The organism is Nitrospira sp., from assembly GCA_037045225.1.
Lineage (GTDB): Bacteria > Nitrospirota > Nitrospiria > Nitrospirales > Nitrospiraceae > Nitrospira_A.
On the sequence record JBAOHZ010000009.1, the window covers coordinates 2611813 to 2634886 of the forward strand.

Annotated in this window: 20 protein-coding genes; 14 read left to right on the forward strand and 6 right to left on the reverse strand. The window is 55.4% G+C overall.

Features of this window, described 5'->3' with window-relative positions; translation table 11 throughout:
• Window positions 1-65 precede the first annotated feature (65 nt).
• The 3 genes from V9G17_13100 to V9G17_13110 form a co-directional block, all read right to left on the reverse strand.
• On the reverse strand, window positions 66-3029 hold the full coding sequence (locus V9G17_13100; GenBank protein ID MEI2753534.1) for a response regulator: 2964 nt from the start codon (window positions 3027-3029) through the stop codon (window positions 66-68).
• Window positions 3030-3569: 540 nt separating this feature from the next.
• Window positions 3570-3995 (reverse strand): preQ(1) synthase, encoded by a 426-nt coding sequence (gene queF / locus V9G17_13105; protein MEI2753535.1) that lies wholly within the window; start codon window positions 3993-3995, stop codon window positions 3570-3572.
• A 23-nt stretch (window positions 3996-4018) separates the two neighbouring features.
• Complete coding sequence (locus V9G17_13110) at window positions 4019-4210, reverse strand: methylenetetrahydrofolate reductase C-terminal domain-containing protein (GenBank protein ID MEI2753536.1); 192 nt, start codon at window positions 4208-4210, stop codon at window positions 4019-4021.
• Between the two features lie 526 nt (window positions 4211-4736).
• On the opposite strand from V9G17_13110, the gene V9G17_13115 reads away from it, so the two are divergent.
• Genes V9G17_13115 through V9G17_13135 form a run of 5 tightly spaced genes read left to right on the forward strand, consistent with a single transcriptional unit; the run spans window position 4737 to window position 8894 of the window.
• The gene (locus V9G17_13115; GenBank protein MEI2753537.1) at window positions 4737-5636 is read left to right on the forward strand and encodes a thiamine pyrophosphate-dependent enzyme; all 900 of its coding nucleotides are present in this window, start codon (window positions 4737-4739) and stop codon (window positions 5634-5636) included.
• 23 nt (window positions 5637-5659) lie between these two features.
• Window positions 5660-6373, forward strand: coding sequence for a 2-oxoacid:acceptor oxidoreductase family protein (locus tag V9G17_13120; GenBank protein ID MEI2753538.1), 714 nt, complete (start codon window positions 5660-5662; stop codon window positions 6371-6373).
• 26 nt (window positions 6374-6399) lie between these two features.
• A complete protein-coding gene (locus tag V9G17_13125) occupies window positions 6400-6723 on the forward strand; it encodes a pyruvate ferredoxin oxidoreductase (GenBank protein MEI2753539.1) in 324 nt (107 codons plus the stop codon).
• Between the two features lie 27 nt (window positions 6724-6750).
• Window positions 6751-7509, forward strand: coding sequence for a carbon monoxide dehydrogenase beta subunit family protein (locus tag V9G17_13130; protein ID MEI2753540.1), 759 nt, complete (start codon window positions 6751-6753; stop codon window positions 7507-7509).
• A gap of 38 nt (window positions 7510-7547) precedes the next feature.
• On the forward strand, window positions 7548-8894 hold the full coding sequence (locus tag V9G17_13135) for a transketolase C-terminal domain-containing protein (GenBank protein ID MEI2753541.1): 1347 nt from the start codon (window positions 7548-7550) through the stop codon (window positions 8892-8894).
• Window positions 8895-8987: 93 nt separating this feature from the next.
• Here the strand turns inward: V9G17_13135 and V9G17_13140 are convergent, their stop codons facing one another.
• The gene (locus V9G17_13140) at window positions 8988-9236 is read right to left on the reverse strand and encodes a hypothetical protein (GenBank protein ID MEI2753542.1); all 249 of its coding nucleotides are present in this window, start codon (window positions 9234-9236) and stop codon (window positions 8988-8990) included.
• A gap of 92 nt (window positions 9237-9328) precedes the next feature.
• Between V9G17_13140 and V9G17_13145 the strand changes: the two genes are divergently transcribed.
• On the forward strand, window positions 9329-10510 hold the full coding sequence (locus V9G17_13145) for a small ribosomal subunit Rsm22 family protein (GenBank protein MEI2753543.1): 1182 nt from the start codon (window positions 9329-9331) through the stop codon (window positions 10508-10510).
• Window positions 10511-10514: 4 nt separating this feature from the next.
• On the opposite strand, the gene V9G17_13150 is transcribed toward V9G17_13145, so the two are convergent.
• Complete coding sequence (locus V9G17_13150; protein MEI2753544.1) at window positions 10515-10709, reverse strand: hypothetical protein; 195 nt, start codon at window positions 10707-10709, stop codon at window positions 10515-10517.
• 37 nt (window positions 10710-10746) lie between these two features.
• Window positions 10747-11106 carry a hypothetical protein gene (locus V9G17_13155; GenBank protein MEI2753545.1) on the reverse strand — a complete coding sequence of 120 codons (360 nt, stop codon included), beginning with the start codon at window positions 11104-11106 and terminating at the stop codon, window positions 10747-10749.
• Window positions 11107-11233: 127 nt separating this feature from the next.
• On the opposite strand from V9G17_13155, the gene V9G17_13160 reads away from it, so the two are divergent.
• The 8 genes from V9G17_13160 to V9G17_13195 all read left to right on the forward strand — a co-directional run bounded on the left by V9G17_13160 (window position 11234) and on the right by V9G17_13195 (window position 22991).
• Window positions 11234-11656: a dual specificity protein phosphatase gene (locus tag V9G17_13160; protein ID MEI2753546.1), complete on the forward strand. Its 423-nt coding sequence runs from the start codon at window positions 11234-11236 to the stop codon at window positions 11654-11656.
• A gap of 190 nt (window positions 11657-11846) precedes the next feature.
• Window positions 11847-12698 carry a bifunctional DNA-formamidopyrimidine glycosylase/DNA-(apurinic or apyrimidinic site) lyase gene (mutM, locus tag V9G17_13165; GenBank protein ID MEI2753547.1) on the forward strand — a complete coding sequence of 284 codons (852 nt, stop codon included), beginning with the start codon at window positions 11847-11849 and terminating at the stop codon, window positions 12696-12698.
• Between the two features lie 204 nt (window positions 12699-12902).
• Window positions 12903-14102 (forward strand): ATP citrate lyase citrate-binding domain-containing protein, encoded by a 1200-nt coding sequence (locus V9G17_13170; GenBank protein ID MEI2753548.1) that lies wholly within the window; start codon window positions 12903-12905, stop codon window positions 14100-14102.
• A 42-nt stretch (window positions 14103-14144) separates the two neighbouring features.
• The gene (locus tag V9G17_13175; GenBank protein MEI2753549.1) at window positions 14145-15965 is read left to right on the forward strand and encodes a citrate/2-methylcitrate synthase; all 1821 of its coding nucleotides are present in this window, start codon (window positions 14145-14147) and stop codon (window positions 15963-15965) included.
• A 67-nt stretch (window positions 15966-16032) separates the two neighbouring features.
• On the forward strand, window positions 16033-18279 hold the full coding sequence (locus V9G17_13180) for an aconitate hydratase (protein MEI2753550.1): 2247 nt from the start codon (window positions 16033-16035) through the stop codon (window positions 18277-18279).
• A 25-nt stretch (window positions 18280-18304) separates the two neighbouring features.
• Window positions 18305-20536, forward strand: coding sequence for an NADP-dependent isocitrate dehydrogenase (locus V9G17_13185; GenBank protein ID MEI2753551.1), 2232 nt, complete (start codon window positions 18305-18307; stop codon window positions 20534-20536).
• Between the two features lie 96 nt (window positions 20537-20632).
• Window positions 20633-21343, forward strand: coding sequence for a 2Fe-2S iron-sulfur cluster-binding protein (locus V9G17_13190; GenBank protein MEI2753552.1), 711 nt, complete (start codon window positions 20633-20635; stop codon window positions 21341-21343).
• Window positions 21344-21410: 67 nt separating this feature from the next.
• A complete protein-coding gene (locus tag V9G17_13195; GenBank protein ID MEI2753553.1) occupies window positions 21411-22991 on the forward strand; it encodes an FAD-binding protein in 1581 nt (526 codons plus the stop codon).
• The last annotated feature ends 83 nt before the right edge of the window (window positions 22992-23074 follow it).

Here is a 23074-nt window from a genome sequence, read left to right on the forward strand (position 1 = left end):
GGCTGGGTGCAGACTAGCGCGGTCGTTGTGCGTTCGCAAGTCACAAACACTGTGCAGAGGTGGGCCTATTGGCTGGAGCGCTGATGCAGTTCCGAGGTGATGGTCGTGCAGGCCTGCTGATGGGCCTCGATGAGTTGCGACACCAGGTGCGCGGCCTCGTCGATGCGAGCAAGCCGTCCTAGTGCCTCCAATTCTTTGCAATGGGCGGCGGTGGCCAAGACGCCGAGCTGGGCGCTGCTGGACTTCAATCGGTGGGCGGTCCGGGAGAGCGCGGCAGAATCTTGGGACTGCACGGCGGCGCGAATCTGTTCTACTAGCAGCCGAGAATCGTCCAAGTAGGTAGCCAGCACGCGGGACAAGATGTCGGGTCGTCCCGGGCGTTGCAGTGACAGAATCGCATCCCAGGCGGCCTTGTCGATGCATGCCGTGACGGGTTCTTCTTCTCTGGCCGCAGGTGGCGCGGTGTCGATGGCCTGGGCGAAGGGGGGCGGATCTATCTCGTTCGTCGTGACGGATTGTGGCGTCAACCATTCAGTGAGGACGGCGTGCATCTGCGCGACGGTAAACGGTTTGGTGAGATAGTCGTCCATGCCGGCGGCAAGACAGCGGGCGCGATCGCCTTCCATGGCGTTGGCGGTGAGTGCAATGATGGGCACATGACGGTGGTTGTTCGTAAGAGCTTCTTGCCGGCGAATCGCCGCGGTGGCGGTGAAGCCGTCCATCTCAGGCATCTGGCAATCCATGAGAATGAGATCGAACGGCTGCTGCGCGGCGGCTTCCACACCGAGACGGCCGTTCTCCACGGCAAATACGTGGTGACCGAGAATCTCCAACATGCCGGTGGCGACATCACGATTCACCGGCGTATCCTCGACTAGGAGGATGCGAAAGGCGCTGCTGGCTGTTGGGGCCACGGACGGTGGACTGGCCATCCGTGGGATGTTATGGAGCAGCCCAAGGAGGGAGCGGCGGAGTAGGGATTTGCGCACCGGCTTGGTCATCCAGGAGTCTATATGCGGTGCGTCAGGGGCGTGGGCATCATACCCGACCGACGTCAGCATGAGGAGGGGCAGGCCGGCCCACCGTTCGTCGCTCCGAATCAGTTGCGCCAGCCGTAAACCATCCATGTCCGGCATGTGTAGATCGAGAATGGCGAGATCGAATATCTGGTGCTGATCCGCAGCGCTCGCTAAACAGTCCAAGGCGTCCTGTCCCGAGGATGCCAAGGTTGGGTGAGCGTTCCATGCGCGGAGATGGTCGTGTAAAATCTCACGATTGGTCGCGGTGTCGTCCACCACGAGGACTCGCCTGCCGGCAAGGGTTTGTTCCGCATCCGCAGCGGGGGCTGTTGGAACCGGCTGCCGCCGCAGCACCGCGGTAAACCAAAAGGTGGAACCGCTGCCCACCTGGCTCTCCACCCCCACCTGCCCCTGCATCAGTGTGGCCAGCTCCTTGACGATGGTCAGTCCAAGGCCTGTCCCGCCAAATCGACGTGTGGTGGTGCCATCGGCCTGTGAGAACGCTTCAAAGATACGGCCTTGTGCGTCAAGGGGAATGCCGAGGCCGGAGTCTTTCACGACGAATCGAAGGGTGACGGTTTCTGTCGTTTCCTCCGCGATTTCAATGCGAACGTTGATTTCTCCTTGCGGAGTAAATTTAATCGCGTTGCCCACGAGATTGAGCAGCGCTTGGCGCAGTCGAGTGGGATCTCCGCGAAGGGCAAGAGGCACCCCCGGCATGCGGCAGGTCAACTCCAAGCCCTTGCGTTGGGCGGAGTTGGCGAAGAGTTCCACCGCGTCCTCAACCGTTTCCTGAATGTCGAAGTCGACCTGCTCCAACTTCAGCTTCCCGGCTTCGATCTTCGAAAAATCGAGAATGTCGTTGATCACGGCCAGCAGCGCCTCGCCGGACTGTTGAATGGTCTGCGTGAGGTGATGTTGCCGGGCGTCGAGGGTGGTGGTGAGTAGAAGTTCGGTCATCCCGAGCACCCCATTCATCGGGGTTCGGATTTCATGGCTCATGTTCGCCAGGAACTGCGACTTCGAGCGATTGGCGGCTTCGGCCGCTTCCTTGGCCGCGAGCAATTCCCGAGCGGCTTGCTTGAGCGGCGTGATATCGGAGGCGATGCCGAGGTAGCCGGTGATGCGGCCATCTGCCTCGCGCAGCGCGGTCACATTCAAGAGCACCGTTCGCTGGGTTCCATCTTTGCAAATGTAGGTCCACTCATGCTCGTTAGGAAGATTCCTCCGGCACTTTTCGGCAAAAACATCAAAGCCCGGTTCGATCGTGGTGCCCAATTCCTGGGAGAACTGGTGTGCACGCGCCACCACTTGGTCCGAATCATGGAAGACGGCTGGGCTTTGTTTGTCAATTAGCTCCTCAGCGCTGTATCCCAGCAGAGCTTCTGCTGCCGGATTGAAGCCTTGGATCGTGCCGTCGGGTTTGCAGGAGATGATCGCATGGCCCGCGTTATCCAGCATGGCTTTCTGAAACGTAGCATAGGCGTGGAGGGCGACCTCGCTGCGGCGTTGTTCAGTAATGTCGCGGACGGTCGCCTGCAGCCCTGAGGTCCCTTTCAATGTGATGCGGGTCAACTGCACACTCGCCAGGAAGTCCGGCCCGTTGATTCGTTTGTGCATCCACTCGAACAGATGGGAGCCGTTCTGCATCGCCAGTCCGATCATCTCGGGCGCTTTGGCCATGGAGGCCTCGCCGTCCGGCTGAAATTCGGGTGAGACGTCCCATGGCCCCAGTGATGTGAAGTGCGCCGCGTCTCGTGCTCCGAAGAGTTCGACAGTGGCTGGGTTACAGGCCGTGAAGTTCCAGTTCGGCGGGTACAAGATCATGATCGCGTCGCGCGACGATTCGAACAAGCTTCTGTACTTCTCTTCGCTTTCATACAGGGTCATTTCGCGTGGATCCCGGTCTGCGGGCGCCTGCTTGCCATGGGATGGGGCCGGCGGCTGCCCGTGTCGACTCCGGGACAGCGTCTGACGAACGCGCTGAAGCAGGCGGAGGATCGCTAGCATGTCGTCTCCAAGTCAGGCCTCATGCTACCGATCGTCTCATCTGGAGTGAAATCATGGCGGTTTGCAAGGGGACGGCCCGTCCTGATCGGGACAAAAATAGGGAGCTGTCGTTGCGGTCGACCTGGCCGCTGAATCGCTGGGCGGAGGCCAGGAAGGTCGTATGGTATATCGTGCATGCGCCCTATCCGCGCCGGGACCGTACATTGACTCTTCCGTGTCGGTTGATTTGAGAAGAAACTGAAGCGACCTGCGTAAAGGTCTGCGTGGCCGACGATCGGTGTCGGCGCTCATTCGACAGCGGGGTTTCTGTCTTGTGAATGATAGCTGACAACGGCGTGCATGGCGGACATCTCTGTCGCATCGCGAAGCGCGATGGGGTTGGTTGTTCGTGTGCGTTGCGACCATTGGCGAACGGCGGAGCCTGGGCTCAAAAGGGTGCGCGGGGAGGTAGCTCCTCGCAGGTGGGGGCTGCGAAAGGCAGGATCAAAAGAACGTGTGTCGAGTTGGGTAGTGACTAGGGGAAGACAGGTTCCAGGGAAATCAACGGTAGCGTGCCTGAATCTTGCTGGACAGGCCCCCACGTGCCGTAAAGTCGCCCGTGACTTGAGCCCAAACTGGTCGGCATGCGCGTACAACGTCGTGAAGGATGCGATTGACGGCATTTTCGTAGAAAATTCCGACGTTTCTATAGGCATGGATGTACATTTTGAGCGCTTTGAGCTCGAGGCAATGCTTGTCGGGTTTGTAGTGAAGGGTAATGGTTCCGAAGTCGGGCAAATTCGTTTTAGGGCAAATGGCGGTGTATTCGGGGATGACGATCGTGATGTCGTATCCCTTGTATTGGTTGGGGAAGGTCTCAATATCGGGCAGTGGAATAGAGATTCCACTCTTGGCGTGCCGTTCGTTATAGCCGAGCTTGGTTGTTGCTCCGTCTCGCTGCCGTTTCTTGCTGCCCTTCCCTGTCACCCGTTCACCCCCACCACATACTGTTAGACTTGTTTCATCCACTCCAGCTGGCCCAATTCATTGAGTTTATTGTAAAGCGTGACCCACGGGCAGGTCATGTCCGGGTAGACTTCGCAGAAGCCGCCTTTACGGACGCCCCCGCACGGGCCGTGGCTCATGAATTTCGGGCATTCGGCTTTGAGTGAGCCGTCCGGAATCGGGGGACGCTTATGCACCCCTCCAACATGCTCCTCGCCATGTTCTTCCCCTGGCACTAGTACTCGTATAGGCATAGACGCAGTGTAGACTCAAATGCGTGAAGCAACAATCTTTACCCGCTTCCAGTATGAACTTCAACTGAATTACATGATGAATCAGGTGCGAGGGAGGAGAAAATTCTTCGCGTTCCAGCGTATTTAGGGCCAACGGCCTAGCGCCCTTATTTCTACTAGGCCTTCTTTCGGTCGGTGTGGGCCTTCTGCAAAGTTGCAATGCTTTTATGGAGTCTATAGACTCACCATCGTCTTGGAGTGCGTGAGTCTTCTGTTTTTATCCTACTGGTGGCGATTGACAGATTTTTTCGCGCTTTGTTACACTCGGCCGCGATGGGGGCTGATCAGAAGGCCCACATTCCGTTCCGTGTCGGGAACGCAGTTCAGTACTAGTCCGAATTAACGTCGATATAGTCTGTACCTGGCTTGTTGTGGCCTCGATGGAAGGCCGCAACACGGTCCTCAGCTTATAAAAGGGGAGGGAGTCCTTATGAGCCTTGATTACGTCAAGTTTTCAAACGGCTTTGAAAAGTTCATGCCGAAAGAATATCGGGACATGGTTGAGCATGGTCCCTTTGGAAAAAAGGTGTCCGTCTCTCAGATGGGCTCCTTCAAGGAAGTGCTTGAAGAACACCCGATGTGTGCCGGTTGCGCGATGACCCTCTTTATCCGCCTCGCGATGATTGCCTTCCCCAATCCCGAAGATACCATTACTGTTGGAACTGCTGGTTGCGGCCGCCTGGCTATTTCTCAGGCTGCGATCCCCTTCGTGTACGGTAACTATGGCGATCAAAATGGCGTGGCCAGCGGGTTGTCCCGTGGTTTGCGACTTCGATTCGGCGATAAACCGAAGGATGTGGTCGTCATGGCCGGTGACGGTGGTACGGCGGATATCGGCTTTCAGCAGGTTCTTCACTCCTGGTTCCGCAAGGAACGGTTCACCACGATCATGCTCGACAATGAGGTCTACGGAAACACCGGTGGGCAGGAGAGTGGTATGACGAATCGGGGCGCTGTGCTGAAGATGGCTCCGCTGGGGAAGAAGTTTGAGAAGATGGACATGCTGCAGATGGCGAAGGTCGCCGGTTGCGCCTACGTCGCGACGGTGGTGCCCAATAATCCACGCCGGGTGGAAAGCGTCATCAAGAAGGCCGTATTGATCGCCAGAGAGGTTGGTTCCACATACATTCAGGCCTACACATCCTGCAACATTGAGTACGCCATTCCGACCGACAAGGTCATGGAAGACGCAAAGAATGTTGAAAACGATCGCTATCAGTTCTCCGAATACATTACAGACGAAGCGAAGCAATTTCTTACGGAACGGTATGGCTATAAGGAATTTCTCCCGAAGCCGGCTGCTCCTGCTCCTGGGCTCCCGAAAGCCTGAGTTACGTTTAAGGAGGATTGAGCATGGCGAAACGTTTCAACATTCGGATGGCGGGTGTGGGTGGTCAAGGCGTTGTGACAGGCTCACACATTCTGAGCACCGCGGTGATTAATGCCGGTGGGGAAAGTACGATTGTTCCGTTCTATGGGTCGGAAAAGCGTATGGCTCCGGTGGAGAGTTATGTGCGGGTATCAGACGAGCCCATCTACGAAATCGGGGAAATCACCTTCCCGCACATCATTATCATTTTCCATCCACAAGTGATCACGCACGGGAAATCGTACACGATGCCGTTTTACTTCGGACTGAAGGAAGACGGTATTGCGTTGATCAACAATGATGGTCCGATGAAGCTTCATCGGGACCAGGCTCGTGAGTTAGAAGAACGCCGTGCAAGACTGTACTATTTCCCCGCTACGAAGTTATCCCTCGAAGTGGCGGGGATGGACTTGTGCACGAATATGGCCTTGATGGGTTGCATCGGAGCGATTACCGGATTGACCACCGTTGAAGCGTTGGAGCAGTCGGTCAAGGATCGGTTCCTTGGCAAAGGATTCGTGGTCTCCGGGGGAACCGCCGCCCTGGACAGTGTCGTCGAGCGGAAATTTAAAAAGAAGCAGGAATTGATCGACAAGAATGTCGCGGTAATTCAGGCCGGCTGGAACTACGCAGTCGACCATGGTTGGGCTGCACCGACGGTCAAGCGATCCGAAGTCCGTGCGACTGTGAGCGCCTAATCAGGATTTAGTACGAAGGAGTTCCAATGTATTTAGTCGCCCATATCGATGTCGAAATTTGTGCCTCGAAGAGCTGTAAGCTCTGCACTCAGTATTGTCCTGAGGCCAATACCATTCAGTATAGCGAGGAGATGGGGAAAGAGAAGGGCTTTAAGTATGGCTCAGCCTACGTGGCTGTAGATCGTTGTAAGGGATGCGCGCAATGCGTGTGGGTCTGCGACAACATGGCGAAGAACAATGCCATTAAGATGATCATGATTGATCAATTACCGATGGCCGCGCTGACCGATAACATCACATATAGCGATAAGAGTACGACGGCGGTCTTGGCGAGCCCAGTAGTCGGGTAAGCGTAAGAAAGGGGAGTGGGCGTGGGAATGACGCAAGATACAAGAGAGAGAATTATCGTGCCGGGGCCAGCCGGATTCCATCCTCCATCAGCAGCTCAATTGGGGGTAGCATTGCCTGATCCAGGCGAAGGACTCTACTATGGGCTGCTGGAACCGAACGAAGATGTCGTGATCGAAGAGATGGCTCGGAAAATGCTGACAAGCCCAAATGCAACGATTTTCCCGGGGCCTCTCGTCTTGTGGGCGTGGAACAATCATGCTGTCGAGAAGGCGAAGGCCGTATTGGAAATTGCGGCTCAGATTCCTGAGGTGATGATTATTCCCATGCCAGATTATCGCCCCAAGTACCCCAAGATTGACCCTGAAGAAGTCATCAATCCCAATCACCCCAATCTCACCATTTGGGGCAACAAGATTGAGGCCTGTATTTTTATCGGCGTTCACTGTCACTATGCCAATCTGACGCTGAAGATGATTCGTGCAGGGACGAACTGCTGCACCATGGCTATTTGTGCCGAGCAGGGGCATGAGGACGCCATGCTGACCATTCGCGATTCGGATACGTTGAAACTGAAGAAGACTGCGCAAATCTTCAAGAAGGTTCGTGAGGAAATGGGCATTAAGCTTCCTGATAATGGCGAAAATGTCCGTTTCACCGGAACTCAGTCCAAGGTTCATGGCGGAAAGGCGCATACGGATCCTATGACCTTCATGCCGTCCGCTGCTGGCGTAGGCAGTGCGGCCACATTCGGCCACTCAGCTGAGCAGATGAAGCGCGAGGGCTAAGGTTTTAGGCTAAGGCGATACAGTCAAGAGGTGCAACAATGAGTGAAGCATTGGAACCGAAACAAAAGACTAATCCTCAGGGCGATCCTACTACAAGTGTCTCGGCTCCGAAGGTAGAAGCCAAGAAGGATCCGCATGCGGATGCTAAGCGGCAGAAGGTTGTCACGCCCGAGTATCTGTTCCTGGAAGCTCCTCGTACCAAGGAGTTCATTACCGGCAGTGAAGCTGCGAAAGAGGCGATCCGCCGGTCAAACGTCGACCTTGCGATTGCGTACCCCATTACCCCACAGAGTGAAACCATGCAGTTGGTCGGCGTGTTGTATGGTGAAGGCTATGTGAAGGAGTATTACCGCGGGGAAGAAGAGGTCGGTGTCATGGCGGCGATCGCGGGTGGTTCACGTGCGGGAGTTCGTTGTTATACTGCCACCGCCGGGCCTGGAACGTTGAGAGGCTTGGAGGGAATTGCTTCCTGGCCAGGACATCGGCTCCCCGTTGTGGCCATGTTCACCTGCCGGGTCGTAAACGCTCCATTGGCTATTCAGCCAGACAATATTGAGGTCTCGTATCTGCTCAATTGCGGCATGATTGTGTTCCATGCCGAAAATCAGCAGGACATGTATGATTTCACGTTGGCTGGTTTTATCATCAGCGAGAAAAACGACGTGACCCTTCCCGTCGGCGTATGTTGCGATGGGTTCTTTGTGACGCATGCCAGAGGTTATGTTCGGATGCAGGACCGCAGCATGAAGCTCCCGCCCCGTGAACCCTGGCGTGGTGCTGTGCCGGTTCTTGATGCTGAAAATCCTCCAGCTCGACTTTCCCGCGACGCCCCGGTTCAGAAGTCCAATTTTATGGCCTATAACATTCACGCCGTGTGGCAGCAGGAAGTGTGGGCTGCTGTGGAGCGATCCCGCAAGTACATCAATCAGTACATGGGCGGATTGTTGACGGCAGAAAATGTGGACGATGCTGAAGCGGTGATTATTGCTTCAGGTAGTGCCGCCGCGCAGTCACGTGAAGCCGTGCGTATTTGCGCCGAAAAAGGTATTAAGATCGGCCTGATCAAAATCCGATCGCTCCGTCCGTTCCCGACTCAGGAGTTGCGAAAGCTCTGCGGGAAAGCCAAGTTGATTGTGGTGCCTGAGTTCAATTATGTCGGTTGGCTCGCGAAGGAAGTGGCGACGGCTATCTACGGTTTCTCGAATGCAAAGATCATTGGTGGCCCAAGGGTTTACGGTGGTCAGTCAATGCCTGTTGAACTGATCGTGGATGAAGTTGAGTCCGGTTTGACCGGAAAGAAGTCCACCAATGTGGCCATTTCTCAGGTCATGGGTGCTTCCGCTTCTGACAGTGAGGCGATGGGCCATTTCCTGCGCAGTATCTAAGCTGAGACGCAGAGTTGCGTTAAAACAACAGGGCCCGTTCGGTAGAACCGAACGGGCCCTGTGCATTTAGGAAGCGCTTCGATGTGGCTCTCTTTAACCCTGGAGATCTTCCTCGACGAGATCGGGGCTTTCCGGCATCCCGTGAGCCACATATTTGGCATAGGATAGATAGATCGACGCGCTGTCGCGCATGGCTTTGGTGCCGTTGGCCATGCGATGCAGCTTGTCGGACCCAGGCGCTTCGGTTTTGCGAAGATGATCGACATGGTCATGTAGGACGAGCGTGAAGCGCTCCATGGCCATTTCAACCTCTCGATAGGCTTGCAAAATAGGGTCGGTCATGTGAGGTGCTCCTTCTATTGTCAGAATACCCCAGCTTTGTTTAGGGGGTCAACCGAGGGTCTGTCTCTATGTACCAACTATCACCGAGAATCATGAATGTCATTGCGGCCGTGGCTGAGTTCGACCTTCTAGACTCGTCTCAAGATCCACCACAATCGATCATTGATGCAGTGTTGGAACTCTCCCAACTATTCACACGCACTGGGTCGGGGGCAGGAAGGGCTTATTTCGAGGATCCTCAGCTGCGAGCCGGCTATTTGGCCTACTATGTGCCGGTGAATCTCGCTAAAGTGCAGCTTCTTTTGGATGAGCTGCACCCGACGCTTCCTACTCTTGCGAATCAGGAGTTTCGAGTATTGGACATCGGTGGTGGCCCTGGAACCGGAGCGCTTGGCGTACTTGACTGGTGCCTCTCGAGGTCCGTGGGGCAACCACCCTCTCTTCATATGACGGTGGTTGATCATTCGCCTCAAGTCTTGGGCTTGTGTGCGAAAATGTGGCAGGTCTACACTCGGCAGCATCAGAGTCAGCTCCTCCTCCCGTTGCAGACAATTCAGTGTAATCTCGAACGTTCCCTGCCATCGGCCATTCGGGAGCAGCGTGGGGAGCATGGTTATCACCTCATTATTCTACAAAATCTTCTTTCCGAATTATTTATTGGGGGTACGGACCCTGTGGGCCAAAGGACGGCGCTAGTCGGTGAATTGCTGAATTGTTTGGCTCCTGAGGGGAGCCTGATGTTGATGGAGCCAGCCTCGCGGGCTGCATCGCGCCAGTTACATCAAGTGCGAGACAATCTATTGGCGGAGCAGCGCTGTTCTGTGTATGCCCCCTGTCTGCACGATATTCCCTGCCCCGCACTCGTCAAACCTGATGACTGGTGCCATGAGGAGCGGAAGTGGGAGACCCCGGCCTGGATTGCTCAAGTGGATCGGGAAGTCGGACTGATCAAGGATGCGCTCAAATTCTCCTATGTGATTTTGCGCAAAGATGGCAAGACGCTCGTGTCGCGAAATCAGGATTACCATCGGGTGGTGAGCGAGTTGCGCGTCATGAAGGGCGAGAAACGTGTCTGGTTCTGCGATCAAGCAGGGAGATCAGAGGTCGGACGCCAGGATAAGGAGGCGTCGGCGTCAAACGCGCCTTTCGATGACTGGCATCGTGGGGCGATCGTTCGGGTCAGCGACATAGTCAGAAAGGAACGAAAAGGACGACCGGCCATGGTCGGTCGAATTCTCGCTTCTGGCCACGTGGAGATTGTCCGTCCCGCCTGATGACCTAGTCCGCCTCCGGTTCCGAAGAGCCGTGTTGATGGGATACGCGATCCTCATCGAAAAGCTCGGCCATTTCAGCCTCGATCATATCCTGATCGTTCGGAATCGCAATGAGGGGAATTTCCTTGCGAGGCTTGCTTTCAGCTTGAGTGACGGGAGTAGGAGCGTTCGGTGACTCAGGAGTTGGTATAGTACTCATAATATGCTCAGTATACATCAAATTGCGTCCGTAAGAGCTACTCAAACGCTTCCAGTGAGGAACGTTCAGGGAACGGTGTCCGGCAGGCGCTACAGGTCACGAAATAGATGGCTTCGCGAACGGACATAGTGATACGGAAATCAAGGGTGACGCCTCGATGTTGGCATTTGGGACAGGAAATTTCTTTAAGGCGATAGGGCACATCCGGTTGAGTTCGAAGGTAAAACTCCATATCCGTGTACACCGGAAAATTGTACCGGCATTTCAAGCAGATGGCTCGGCATTCTCCATCTGGCTGCAACGTGCGCCGATCGACACCGAAGGTATTGGTTTTACAGATTGCGCACTGGACACTCGCCAGCCGCTGTTCTACTACCTCTAGGGACGTGTGAGCCATCACTTAATCCTCCACTAACGGAGGTGAGTATACGCACCGATTTGAACGATCTTCAACCGTTGTGCCGGGATTATGATGATTCACTTGACCGGTAGGCTGCACCCCCTATACTAACGACACGATGCACATGATCAACAAACGCGTGCTCGTCGGTAATGCCGATGACGCAAGGAATCCGCCGCCGCAAGTTACTGCTGTTCTCATGGTTGCGGAGGAGCAGAATGTGACGGTTCCTTCGCGGGTTGTCTATGCCAAGATTCCGTTTAAGGAGTTTGGTGCGCCCACGGTAGCAGCGTTGCATGAGGCGGTGGAGTGGGTTGCGGCCCACGTGGCGGAGCATCGGTTGATGGTATGTTGTCGGGTAGGCATGGGACGGTCGGTGTCAGTCGTGATTGCCTATCTGTGTTGTATTGAGGGGATGTCTTATGCCGATGCGGTCAAGCTTGTGCTGACCAGACGTCCAGGTGGAATGCCACTGCCGTGCCTTCAAGAGACCATCGAGGATGTGCGACGTCGACGGCAAACCCAAGAGAATTCATCGCTTGCCTAGAGGCCGCGCCGTCGCAGGACATGCAGTTTGGTTTCTCCGCGCCCCTTCCCGATCCGTTTCTCCCCGATCCCATTCTCCCCATCTGCACTGATGTCTCCGAGGCAACTCCCGGTTGGAGTTGCATTCTCCATCGACCTCATGGCGTAATCTGCCGGTCATCGTGATCCATCAGAGGCCTTAAGAATCCTGAATGCCAGAATTGCCGGAAGCAGAAGTCGCGGCGCGTCAATTGCGTGAACGGCTCGTCGGAGCCAGGGTGCGCGAGTGCTGGGTCGGCCGCGCCGACATCGTGCGCGAAGGGTTGTCCACTCTAGACTGGTACCACCACGCTACGATTACCACGGTAGGCCGACAGGGGAAAAGCGTCATCATCCAGTTTCTCTGCGGCGAAGAGACGAGATTTCTTGTCGCAGAGCTGGGCATGACGGGACTCTTGCTGCTTCACTCCGCCCCGACCAGGCATCCGCAACATACCCATTTTATTTTGCGCCTTGAACGAAGCGCCGAGCCTGATCTCAGATATTGGAACCCTAGGCGGTTTGGTCGTTTGTCGTTGCTCGATCAGGCGGGGCTCGGCCGGTATATCGCCCGTCGGTTCGGCCATGACCCGCTCACCATCAGTTACGAGCAATTTATGTGTGTACTCGGATCCACACGGAGCAGACTGAAGGGGCTCCTAATGCGTCAACAGGTGATTGCCGGGATCGGTAACATCTATGCGAATGAGATCCTCTTCCGCTCGAGGCTTCATCCCGATCAGGTAGCCAATACGATCCCGGAGAAGGGGATGGCACGACTCTACCGCGCTATGGGGGAGGTGTTACGCGAGGCCATCGCCATGGGGGGATCTAGTGTGCGAGACTATTTTGCACCGGATGGAACCGAGGGCCAGTATCGGCACAGGCATTTGGTGTACGCCAAAGCCGGAGAGCCCTGCCCAAATGCTTGTGGTGCCGAGATCGTTCGCATGCACGGGGAGCGAAGTTCGTTTTACTGTCCCACCTGCCAGCGAAAGAGGCCACAGTCAGCGTCTAAGACCTGAAAAGACTCTCTCTCGCAAAACTCTGAGGCATCAGAAACAATAATAACGTTATCAAATATTTATGATGATGAATCTTCGGTGCTCAGTATGGTAGGACTTCTGTGCTCGCAGCGTAGGCCCTTTGGAGGATTGAGCTAATCAGCAGAATTCGGTACTCTACCCGTCCGTTTCTCTGCCCTATCACACACCAAGGAGTCGTCAATCATGGCGAAAGTGCTTGAAGGTCCCGGGATGGGGCTGATGAAGAAGTGGGGAATCACCGTTCCCAATTATGTGGTCGTCACTTCCGTTGACGAGTTGACCAAGCTGGGTCAAGCCAATGAGTGGTTGAAGAAATCCAAGCTCGTGGCCAAAGCGCACGAGGCCCTCGGGTCACGATTCAAGCTGGGGTTGGTCAAGGTCGATCTCGACTTCAAGGCCGCGGAAGCCGCGGCGAAGGAGATGATCGGTCGCCAAGTCGGCAGCATCACGGTGACGCAGGTCATTGTGTCCGAAATGATTCCGCACAAAGAAGAATATTATTGCGCCGTGAAATCCACGCGCGAAGGCAGCGAGATCCTCATCGCCAACTGTGGCGGGATCGAGGTCGAGTCGAACTGGGATCGCGTCAAGCGATTGTGTCTTGAAATCGGGCAGGCACCTTCCCCTGAATCGCTTGAAAAGTTGTCGAAAGAGGCTGGATTTAGCGGGCCGCTCGTGAAGAAGATGGCCGAGTTTGCGGGGAAAATGTTTGCCTGTTTCGATAGTGAAGATGCGCAGTATCTCGAGGTGAATCCCGTGGTGTTGCGCGCCGCCGATGAACAGCTGGTGGCGCTCGATGCGGTGACATTGCTCGATGGCGATGCCAAATTTAGGCATCCGGACTGGAATTTTGCGTTTGCGGCTGAGTTTGGCCGGGCCTATTCCAAGCAAGAAATCGAAGTGATGGCGGTTGACAGCAAGATCAAGGGGTCGGTGAAGTTCATCGAGATTCCTGGTGGAGATACCGCCATGCTGCCGGCGGGCGGTGGTGCCAGCGTGTACTATTCGGACGCAGTCGTCGCACGTGGCGGAAAGTTAGCCAACTACGCCGAATACTCAGGGGATCCGCCGGATTGGGCGGTCGAAGTGCTCACGGAAAAAGTCTGTTCGCTGCCTGGAATCAGAAACATCATTGTTGGTGGTGCGATCGCGAATTTTACCGACGTGAAAAAGACGTTCGGCGGGATCATCAACGGTTTCAGGAAGGCCAAGTCCGACGGCAAGTTGAAGAACGTGAAGATCTGGGTGCGTCGCGGTGGGCCACGCGAAAAAGAGGGGCTTGATGCGATGCGTGCGCTGAAAGACGAAGGCTTTGACATCAATGTCTTCGATCGCAATACGCCGCTCACCGATATTGTCGACAAGGCGCTCCAAGCGAAGTAGCCTGCCGCCTATGACCAACTGAAGATAAGGGGAGATCCCGAGATGAGCATTCTGGCAAACAAAGACACCCGTGTGGTGATTCAGGGTGGTCAGGCCGGTGTCAACGCCGCCCGCCGCATGGCCGAGTTCTGTTATCTCATTAAGCGACCGCTCAACGTCGAAGCCTTCGTCTATCCGCCGGATGCCGGCAAGTCCAATGAGATTCCCTACGGCAGTGGCCTCATTGCCATTCCGGTGTACAAGTCCATCGCCGAGGCTACCAAGCATCATCCGGCCCTGAATACCAGCCTTGTATACATTGGCGCCGACCGTGCGATGAAGGGTGGTATGGAGGCGCTGGACGATTCGCATATCAAGGTGGTCTCAATGATCACTGAGGGCGTGCCTGAAAAGGACGCAAAGATTCTTGGTGCCCATGCGCGCAAATTGGGGAAGGTCTTCAACGGTCCCTCATCCATCGGCATCATCTCCGCCGGAGCCTGCCGCCTGGGTGTGATCGGTGGCGCCTTTGACAATCTGGTCCTTTCCAAGCTCTATCGTGAAGGCTCGTTCGGAGTCATCACCAAGTCCGGCGGCCTTTCAAATGAAATCATCTGGATTTGCTCTCAATTCGCCGACGGGATCACGACAGCCATTGGTATCGGCGGTGATGCCTATCCCGGTACCGATTATGTCAGTTATCTCGAGATGTTCGAGAACGATCCGCAAACGAAAGCGGTTGTGATCGTTGGCGAAATGGGCGGTGATCTCGAAGAGCGTGCTGCAGAGTGGTATGGCGCGAAAAAACGTCGGGTGAAACTGATTGCCGTGGTGTCTGGTTTCTGCCAGGAAAGTCTGCCGAAGGGGATGAAGTTTGGCCATGCCGGTGCCAAGGAAGGCATGAAGGGCGAAGGCTCGGCTCGCTCGAAGTCTGATGCGCTCAAGAAGGCCGGCGCGCTCGTACCGGCCACTTTTGGCGCGCTTGGCCCTGCCATCAAGGAAACCTATCAGGAACTGCTTAAGTCCGGTCAGGTGAAGGAACCGGTCGAACCGGTTACGTTGCCCAGATTACCCAAGACCGTCGAGGAGGCTCTGAAAGCCGATGAGGTCATGGTCGCGCCGCTGATCCGCACGACCATCAGCGATGACCGTGGCGATGAGCCTTGCTACGACGGCTATCCTGCTTCTGAACTCATCAATAAGGGCTATGAAATACCTCATATCATCGGGCTTTTGTGGGATAAGCGGTTGATCTCAAAGCAGGAAGCCGAGATCGTCAAGCGCATCATGATGCTGTCCGCTGATCACGGTCCTTGCGTGAGCGGTGCCTATGCGACCATCCTCGCGGCTTGTGCCGGAATCGGCCTCTCGCAATCTGTTGCCGCAGGCATGATTATGATTGGTCCGCGTTTCGGAGGAGCGGTGACGGACGCCGGGCGATTCTTTAAATATGCTGTCGATAACAAGCTGTCCGTAGACGAATTCTTGGCCTACATGAAAAAGAATCACGGTCCAGTTCCGGGTATTGGGCATCGTGTGAAGAGTCTCCGGAATCCGGACAAGCGGGTCAAGGAGTTGGTCGGGTATGTGAAGAGTCTCAAAATCAAGACTCCCTGCTTGGACTTCGCGCTTGAGGTAGAGAAAATCACCTCCGTGAAAAAGGATAACTTGATTCTGAACGTCGACGGCACGATGGCAGCCGTCTTGGTCGATATCGGATTCCCTGTCGATAGTTTGAACGGATTTTTTATCCTCTCGCGGACAATCGGTTTAATCGGTCACTGGGTTGATCAAAAACGCCAAGATAGCCGCCTGGTCAGGTTGTTCGACTACCTCGTAAATTATGCGACGCCGAAGAGGCGGGAAGTTCCGCCACTGAAATAAGACTATCAGCTGACAGTCATCGGCTCATGGAGAGCTGATGGCTGATTGCTTTTCGAGGAGAATAATCATGTCGATGGATCTCGCCAAGAAGCTATATGCCAAGATGCCGGATGTGTTTGCCAAGGCCAGAAAGAAGTTCGGCCGCGGGCTCACCCTGGCTGACAAGATCTTGGTTTCGCACGCGGATAATTTCGACACGCAGACCTGGGAGCGTGGCAAGGCGATGTTGGCGCTCAGGCCGGATCGTGTCGCGATGCAAGATGCTACGGCGCAAATGGCTATGTTGCAGTTTATGCAGGCCAATAAAAAGAAGGCAGCCGTGCCGAGCACGATTCATTGCGATCACCTCATTCGGGCTGAAATGGGTTCCGAGAAGGACTTGCTCCGTGCGATGGATGAGAATCGGGAAGTGTATAACTTCCTCGCGTCTGCCGCAAAGAAGTACGGAATTGGTTTCTGGAAGCCCGGCGCGGGAATCATCCATCAGGTGGTCTTGGAGAACTATGCCTTTCCAGGCTGTTTGATCATCGGGACAGACTCGCATACGCCGAATGGTGGTGGCTTGGGCGGGCTGGCGATCGGTGTCGGTGGTGCGGACGCCGGTGAAGTGATGGCAGGATTGCCGTGGGAGGTTCTGCATCCGAAATTGATCGGAGTGCGCCTAACCGGGAAATTGAATGGCTGGGCTTCCCCGAAAGACGTGATCCTCTATCTGTGCGGCCTGTTGACGGTGAAGGGTGGGACGAACAAGATCGTAGAGTATTTTGGTCCTGGAGCCGAAACCATCAGTGCCACCGGGAAGGGCACGATTTGTAACATGGGTGCGGAGCTTGGAGCCACGACCTCCGTATTCCCCTTCGACAACAAGATGGTCGCCTACATGAACATCACGGATCGTGCTGATTTGGCGACCTTCGCTCAATCTCACAAAGAGTTGTTGGTGGGTGATCCCGAAGTCTATCAGTCGCCTGAAAAGTACTACGATCAAATCGTGGAGGTGGATCTGTCGAAGCTCGAGCCACATGTGGTTGGTCCGCATACGCCGGATCTCGCCAGGCCGATTTCGAAATTGGCGGCGGAAGCGAAGGCGAAGGGGTACCCGGTCGAATTAAAGGCGGCACTCATTGGCAGCTGTACCAATTCCTCTTACGAAGACATCAGTCGCTCTGCCCATATCGCACGGCAAGGCTTGAAGGCGGGTTTGAAGGCCAAAGCATCGTTCCTTGTGTCGCCTGGCTCTGAGCGCATTTACCACACCATGAAACGTGACGGATTCTTAGACACCTTTGAGCAGCTCGGCGGTACCGTGTTGTCAAACTCTTGTGGGCCCTGCATTGGGCAGTGGAAGCGGGCCGATGGGGTGAAGGGAAAGGCCGATTCAATCGTCAGTTCGTTCAATCGGAACTTTCCTGGTCGCAATGATGGAATCAGCGAAACGCTCTCCTTCTTGGCGAGCCCCGAAGTTGTGACAGCGTACGCCATTACCGGTGATTTGGGATTTGATCCCGTGAATCAAACCCTCAAGGGTGCGGATGGAAAAGAGTTTAAGTTCCAGCCACCGCAGGGGGAAGAACTCCCTGCCAAGGGTTTTGCGAAAGGCGAGGAGGGCTTTGTGGCCCCGGCTGACAATGGTGAAGGCCTGACGGTGGATATCCCTCTCACGAGCGAGCGGTTGCAACTGTTGCAGCCATTCCCACGGTGGGATGGAAAAGACTTCGACAAGTTGCCGTTGTTGATCAAAACGAAGGGAAAGACCACCACCGATCATATCTCGCCGGCCGGACCATGGCTCAAGTTCCGGGGACATCTCGACAAGATCAGCGACAACATGTTTCTGGGCGCCAACAGTGCGTTCACCTCAGAACCAGGCAAGGGAACCAATGTACTCACGGGTGAGGGGAACCTCACCATTGCGCAGATTGCGCGAGCCTACAAGGCCAAAGGCATTGGGTCGATCGTTGTGGGGGATGAGAACTACGGTGAGGGGAGCAGCCGTGAGCATGCGGCGATGTCCCCGCGTTTCTTGAATGTTCGAGTGGTGATCACGAAGAGTTTTGCTCGAATTCATGAAACCAATCTGAAGAAGCAGGGCATCTTGGCTTTGACCTTCGCAGATCCAAAGGATTACGACAAGATCGAGCAACAAGACCGCATCAGTGTGACGGGGCTCAATAATCTGGCTCCCGGCAAGCCGGTGCAGGTCATTATTCATAAGGCGGATGGGACGGCGCTCACCATCCAGACGAACCACAGCATTACTGAGCAACAGATCGCGTGGTTTAAGGCGGGCTCGGCGTTGAACGCGCTCAACTAACTCATAGGTGACAAGAGGGAGAATCATGAGTACGAAGGCTGACAAGATCATATATACCAAGACTGATGAAGCCCCGATGTTTGCAACGTATTCGCTTTTGCCGATCATCAACGCTTTCAGTAAGGCAGCCGGTGTGTCGGTGGAATTGCGCGACATTTCGTTGGCCGGGCGTATCCTTGCCGTGTTCCCGGAGTACCTGACGCCGCAACAGAAGCAGCCGGATGCGCTGTCGGAATTGGGCGAACTAGCCAAGAAGCCGGAAGCCAATATTATCAAGCTTCCGAATATCAGCGCGTCGCTGCCTCAGATGCAGGCGGCCATCAAGGAATTGCAGAGCCAGGGCTACAAGCTGCCTGAGTATCCGGAGAATCCGAAGGACGACAAGGAAAAAGACATCAAGGGGCGCTACGACAAAGTCAAAGGCAGCGCCGTCAATCCGGTGTTGCGCGAGGGCAACTCCGACCGCCGAGCGCCTCTCTCCGTGAAGGCCCACACCAGAAAGCATCCGCATAAAATGGGTGCCTGGAGTCCGGATTCCAAGTCACATGTCAGCCATATGAAGGGCGGCGATTTTTTCTCCAACGAAAAGTCGGTGACCACGACCGCAGCGACCGATGCGCGGATCGAGTTCGTCGGGCAGGACGGCAAGACTACGGTCCTCAAGCCGAAAGTGGCCCTGCAGGCAGGGGAAGTGATTGATGCCACCTTCATGAGCGTCAAGGTCCTGCGCACGTTCCTCGAAGAGCAGATCCAGGATGCCGCCAAGCAGGGCGTCTTGTTCTCGCTGCACATGAAAGCTACCATGATGAAGGTCTCGGATCCCAAGATCTTCGGTCATGCCGTGACGGTCTTCTACAAAGATGTGTTTGCGAAGCATGGCGAAACGCTCAAGAAACTGGGTGTGGATCCGGACAACGGCATCGGCGACCTCTACGCGAAGATCAAAGCCTTGCCGGAAGATCAGCGCAAGGCGATCGAAGCCGACATCCAGGCTGTGTACAAGCAGCGGCCTCCGATGGCGATGGTGAATTCCGACAAGGGTATCACCAACCTTCATGTGCCGAGCGACATCATCATCGATGCCTCCATGCCGCCGGTCATTCGCGACAGCGGAAAGATGTGGGGGCCGGACGGGAAGCTGGCGGATACGAAGTGCGTGATCCCCGATGCCAGCTATGCAACGGTCTACCGCGAGGTCATTGATTTCTGCAAGAAGCACGGCGCGCTCGATCCGAAAACGATGGGCAGCGTACCCAACGTCGGTTTGATGGCGCAGGCGGCGGAAGAGTACGGCTCACACGACAAGACCTTCAAGGCGCCGGGCAACGGCACCATTCGCGTCGTCGATGCTTCCGGGAAGGCCCTGCTGGAGCACAAGGTTGAAGAGGGCGACATCTGGCGTATGTGTCAGGTGAAGGATGCCCCGATTCGCGATTGGGTCAAGTTGGCAGTGACCCGTGCACGAGCGACCGGCGCCCCGGCCATTTTCTGGTTGAACAAGGACCGGGCGCATGACGCGCAACTGATCACGAAGGTGAATCAGTATCTGAAGGAACACGATACAACCGGGCTCGATATCCGGATCATGACCCCTGCCGATGCGACCCGCCTCTCACTGGAGCGGATCAAGGAAGGTAAGGACACGATTTCTGTAACGGGAAACGTCTTGCGGGACTATCTGACGGACCTGTTCCCGATTCTCGAAATCGGAACCAGTGCCAAGATGCTGTCGATTGTGCCGTTGCTCAACGGTGGCGGTCTCTTCGAGACCGGTGCGGGTGGATCTGCGCCAAAGCACGTGCAGCAGTTCCAGGAAGAGGGCTATCTGCGGTGGGATTCTCTCGGAGAATTCCTGGCCTTGGCCGCGTCGTTGGAGCATCTGGCCAAAGTAGCCAACAATCCTGCTGCCAAAATGCTGGCTGATACTCTCGATCAAGCCAATGCCAAGTTCCTTGAGAGCAACAAGTCCCCAGCTCGCAAAGTCGGTGAAATTGACAATCGCGGTAGCCATTTCTATCTGGCCTTGTATTGGGCGCAGGCATTGGCACAGCAGACGCAGGATAGGAATCTGGCGGCGCGCTTCGTGAAGGTTGCTAAGGAGATGGCGGACAACGAAGCCAAAATCTCCGGCGAGTTGATCGCGGCACAAGGCAAGCCGGTTGATACTGGCGGGTACTACCATCCTGATGATGCGAAGTCGTCAAAGGCGATGCGGCCGAGTGCCACCTTGAACGCGATCATCGATGCTATTGCGTAGAAGAGCCATCAGGCATCAGCCGGCAGCGGTCAGCCAGATGGGAAATCCTAAGGCTGAACGCTGACGGCTGAGTACTGGTCGCAGAGTTAGGACATCATGGCACAAGAAGACACCAATGTAATTGATCAGCCGGAAGTGTTGCGCCATAAGATGGTGACGATTGAAATCTCCGGCAAGAAGTATGAAGTGCCGGAAGGTATCACCGTGATCAAGGCGCTGTGGCATACGGGGCAGGAGGTCGTGCGAGGCGCTGGCTGTCTCGGTGGCTTTTGCGGCGCCTGTGCGACCTATTACCGAACGAAGGATGATCCCAAGGTTCGAACCTGCCTGGCCTGCCAGATGGCCGTCGAAGACGGTATGTCTTTCACGATCATGCCGCCGTTTCCAGCCCGCAAGGCGCTGTACGACATTCAGTCGCTCAAAGATCCCAAGCAAGACCTCTTTAATTTGTATCCAGAGGCGCCGCTTTGTCGGAATTGCAATGCCTGTACAGAAGCGTGCCCTCAGAAAATCGATGTGCGAGAAGGGGTCTGGAAAGCCGTATTCGGTGATTTCAAGAGCGTGTCCGAAATGTTCATGGATTGCGTCATGTGCGGGATGTGCACCCCGGTTTGTATCGCTGATATTGCCCCTAATCTGGTCGCCCTGTATGTCAGCCGTGCGCAAGGCGCGCATTTCACGGAGAGGCCCAAGGGACTCGATGCGCGCATCAAAGAAATTCAGGACGGCCGCTTCAACGAAGAGTGGCGCAAAGTCCTTGCCATGAACGAACAGGAACTCGCCGATCACTGTGCAACCGTAAAGTAATGCATTGTGCCGACAGCCGGTCTTAGGAAGATGCCGAGAGACTGTGCTCCGTGCTGAAAGTGAAATCATGGATATTCACGCGCTTCAACAGATTGTCCACCAAACTCGGGATGCTCGCCGCAAGCAGACCATCCCAAAGTTTACTCCGGCTGATCGCGACCAACTCATTCATAAGTATCACCCCGATTATCGCGCCAGTGCCTATCGCCCAATTCGATTTGGTCCGAACGCGAATGACCAAACAGTCGTTGAGTTGGCCGCGCTGCTCGAAGGGGATAGTTCAATCGTTGAGAATGTCGATCTCACTCCCCACTATACGACCGATGTTCTCGTCATCGGCGGGGGTGGTGCCGGTTGTGCTGCGGCGTTGCATGCCCATGGGGCAGGCGCGAAGGTCATTCTGGCGACGAAGCTACGACTCGGTGATTCGAATAGCGTGATGGCCCAGGGAGGGATGCAAATTTCCGTTGCCCCGGAAGATTCCCCGGTCACTCATTTTTTGGACACCCTAAAGGGCGGCCACATGCAGAACGACCATGAGTTGCTGAAAGTCATGGTCGAAGATGGGCCGTCCATTGCGAAGTGGTTAATTGAACTGGGCGTACTGTTTGATCGACAAGCCGATGGTAATCTGCACGTCAAAAAGGGTGGCGGGAGTTCAAAGCCGCGGCTTTTGACCTGCTCAGACTACACGGGTCTTGAGATCATGCGTGTCCTCAAAGATGAAGTGCTGAATCAGAAGATCCAGCTGCTTGAATTCTGTGCCGCCGTGGAGTTGTTGAGCGATGACAGTGGACAGTGCACTGGGGCCATCTTTAAGGATCTCGACAATCACCGGCAGGTCGTGGTGGCTGCCAAGTCCGTGATTCTTGCGACCGGTGGTATTGGACGGCTCCATATTCAGGGATTTCCCACGAGCAACCATTATGGTGCAACCGGCGATGGTTTATGCCTCTCCTATCGAATGGGAGCGAAGCTCGATCACATCGATACGTTCCAATATCACCCCTCCGGTGCGGTCTATCCAGAGCAATTGATCGGTGCCTTGGTCACGGAAGGCATCAGGTCAGAGGGCGGCCATCTGGTCAACGCCAAGGGGGAGCGGTTTGTGAATGAGCTGGATACGCGCGATGTGGTCTCCTCTTCGATTATTCGTGAGTGTGAAGAGGGCCGTGGTATTCGCACCATGTCTGGCCGCATCGGTGTCTGGCTGGATACGCCTTTGCTTGATGCAGAGCATGGGCCGGGGACGGTAGAAAAGCACTTTCCCGCCATGATGATGCAGTTTGAGCGATTCGGCATCGATATCAGCAAGGATCCCGTCCTCATCTATCCGACATTGCATTACCAAAACGGTGGCGTAAAGATCGACGCAAACTCAGAAACCAACGTCAAGAATCTCTTCGTCGCCGGCGAGGCTTCCGGAGGGTTGCATGGACGGAATCGATTGATGGGGAATTCGTTGCTCGATCTGATGGTATTTGGGAAGCGGTCAGGTTTGACGGCGGCCTCGCGCGCTGGATCCATGCAACAAGGGAAACTCTCGCTCCAACATTTGCAGCGATTCAGGGCGGAGGCGAAGCAACACGGCAGTTCCAACGGGGTCATCTCTCCGATGATTCTCCCTGCCTATACACGTAAGGAATAGAGCGCCATTGGCTTCTAGCTGATCGCGTCCGGCTGAAAGCCGAACTGCGGACAGTCCTGAGCCATGCGCCATTAGCCATCAGC

Coding starts and splice junctions, on each gene's coding strand:
- V9G17_13145 (MEI2753543.1), top strand. CDS start 9,329: ATGAATGTCATTGCGGCCGTGGCTGAGTTCGACCTTCTAGACTCGTCT.
- V9G17_13175 (MEI2753549.1), top strand. CDS start 14,145: ATGAGCATTCTGGCAAACAAAGACACCCGTGTGGTGATTCAGGGTGGT.
- V9G17_13170 (MEI2753548.1), top strand. CDS start 12,903: ATGGCGAAAGTGCTTGAAGGTCCCGGGATGGGGCTGATGAAGAAGTGG.
- V9G17_13190 (MEI2753552.1), top strand. CDS start 20,633: ATGGCACAAGAAGACACCAATGTAATTGATCAGCCGGAAGTGTTGCGC.
- V9G17_13140 (MEI2753542.1), bottom strand. CDS start 9,236: ATGACCGACCCTATTTTGCAAGCCTATCGAGAGGTTGAAATGGCCATG.
- V9G17_13160 (MEI2753546.1), top strand. CDS start 11,234: ATGATCAACAAACGCGTGCTCGTCGGTAATGCCGATGACGCAAGGAAT.
- V9G17_13195 (MEI2753553.1), top strand. CDS start 21,411: ATGGATATTCACGCGCTTCAACAGATTGTCCACCAAACTCGGGATGCT.
- mutM (MEI2753547.1), top strand. CDS start 11,847: ATGCCAGAATTGCCGGAAGCAGAAGTCGCGGCGCGTCAATTGCGTGAA.
- V9G17_13125 (MEI2753539.1), top strand. CDS start 6,400: ATGTATTTAGTCGCCCATATCGATGTCGAAATTTGTGCCTCGAAGAGC.
- V9G17_13100 (MEI2753534.1), bottom strand. CDS start 3,029: ATGCTAGCGATCCTCCGCCTGCTTCAGCGCGTTCGTCAGACGCTGTCC.
- V9G17_13130 (MEI2753540.1), top strand. CDS start 6,751: ATGACGCAAGATACAAGAGAGAGAATTATCGTGCCGGGGCCAGCCGGA.
- V9G17_13180 (MEI2753550.1), top strand. CDS start 16,033: ATGTCGATGGATCTCGCCAAGAAGCTATATGCCAAGATGCCGGATGTG.
- V9G17_13150 (MEI2753544.1), bottom strand. CDS start 10,709: ATGAGTACTATACCAACTCCTGAGTCACCGAACGCTCCTACTCCCGTC.
- V9G17_13155 (MEI2753545.1), bottom strand. CDS start 11,106: ATGGCTCACACGTCCCTAGAGGTAGTAGAACAGCGGCTGGCGAGTGTC.
- V9G17_13115 (MEI2753537.1), top strand. CDS start 4,737: ATGAGCCTTGATTACGTCAAGTTTTCAAACGGCTTTGAAAAGTTCATG.
- V9G17_13185 (MEI2753551.1), top strand. CDS start 18,305: ATGAGTACGAAGGCTGACAAGATCATATATACCAAGACTGATGAAGCC.
- V9G17_13135 (MEI2753541.1), top strand. CDS start 7,548: ATGAGTGAAGCATTGGAACCGAAACAAAAGACTAATCCTCAGGGCGAT.
- V9G17_13120 (MEI2753538.1), top strand. CDS start 5,660: ATGGCGAAACGTTTCAACATTCGGATGGCGGGTGTGGGTGGTCAAGGC.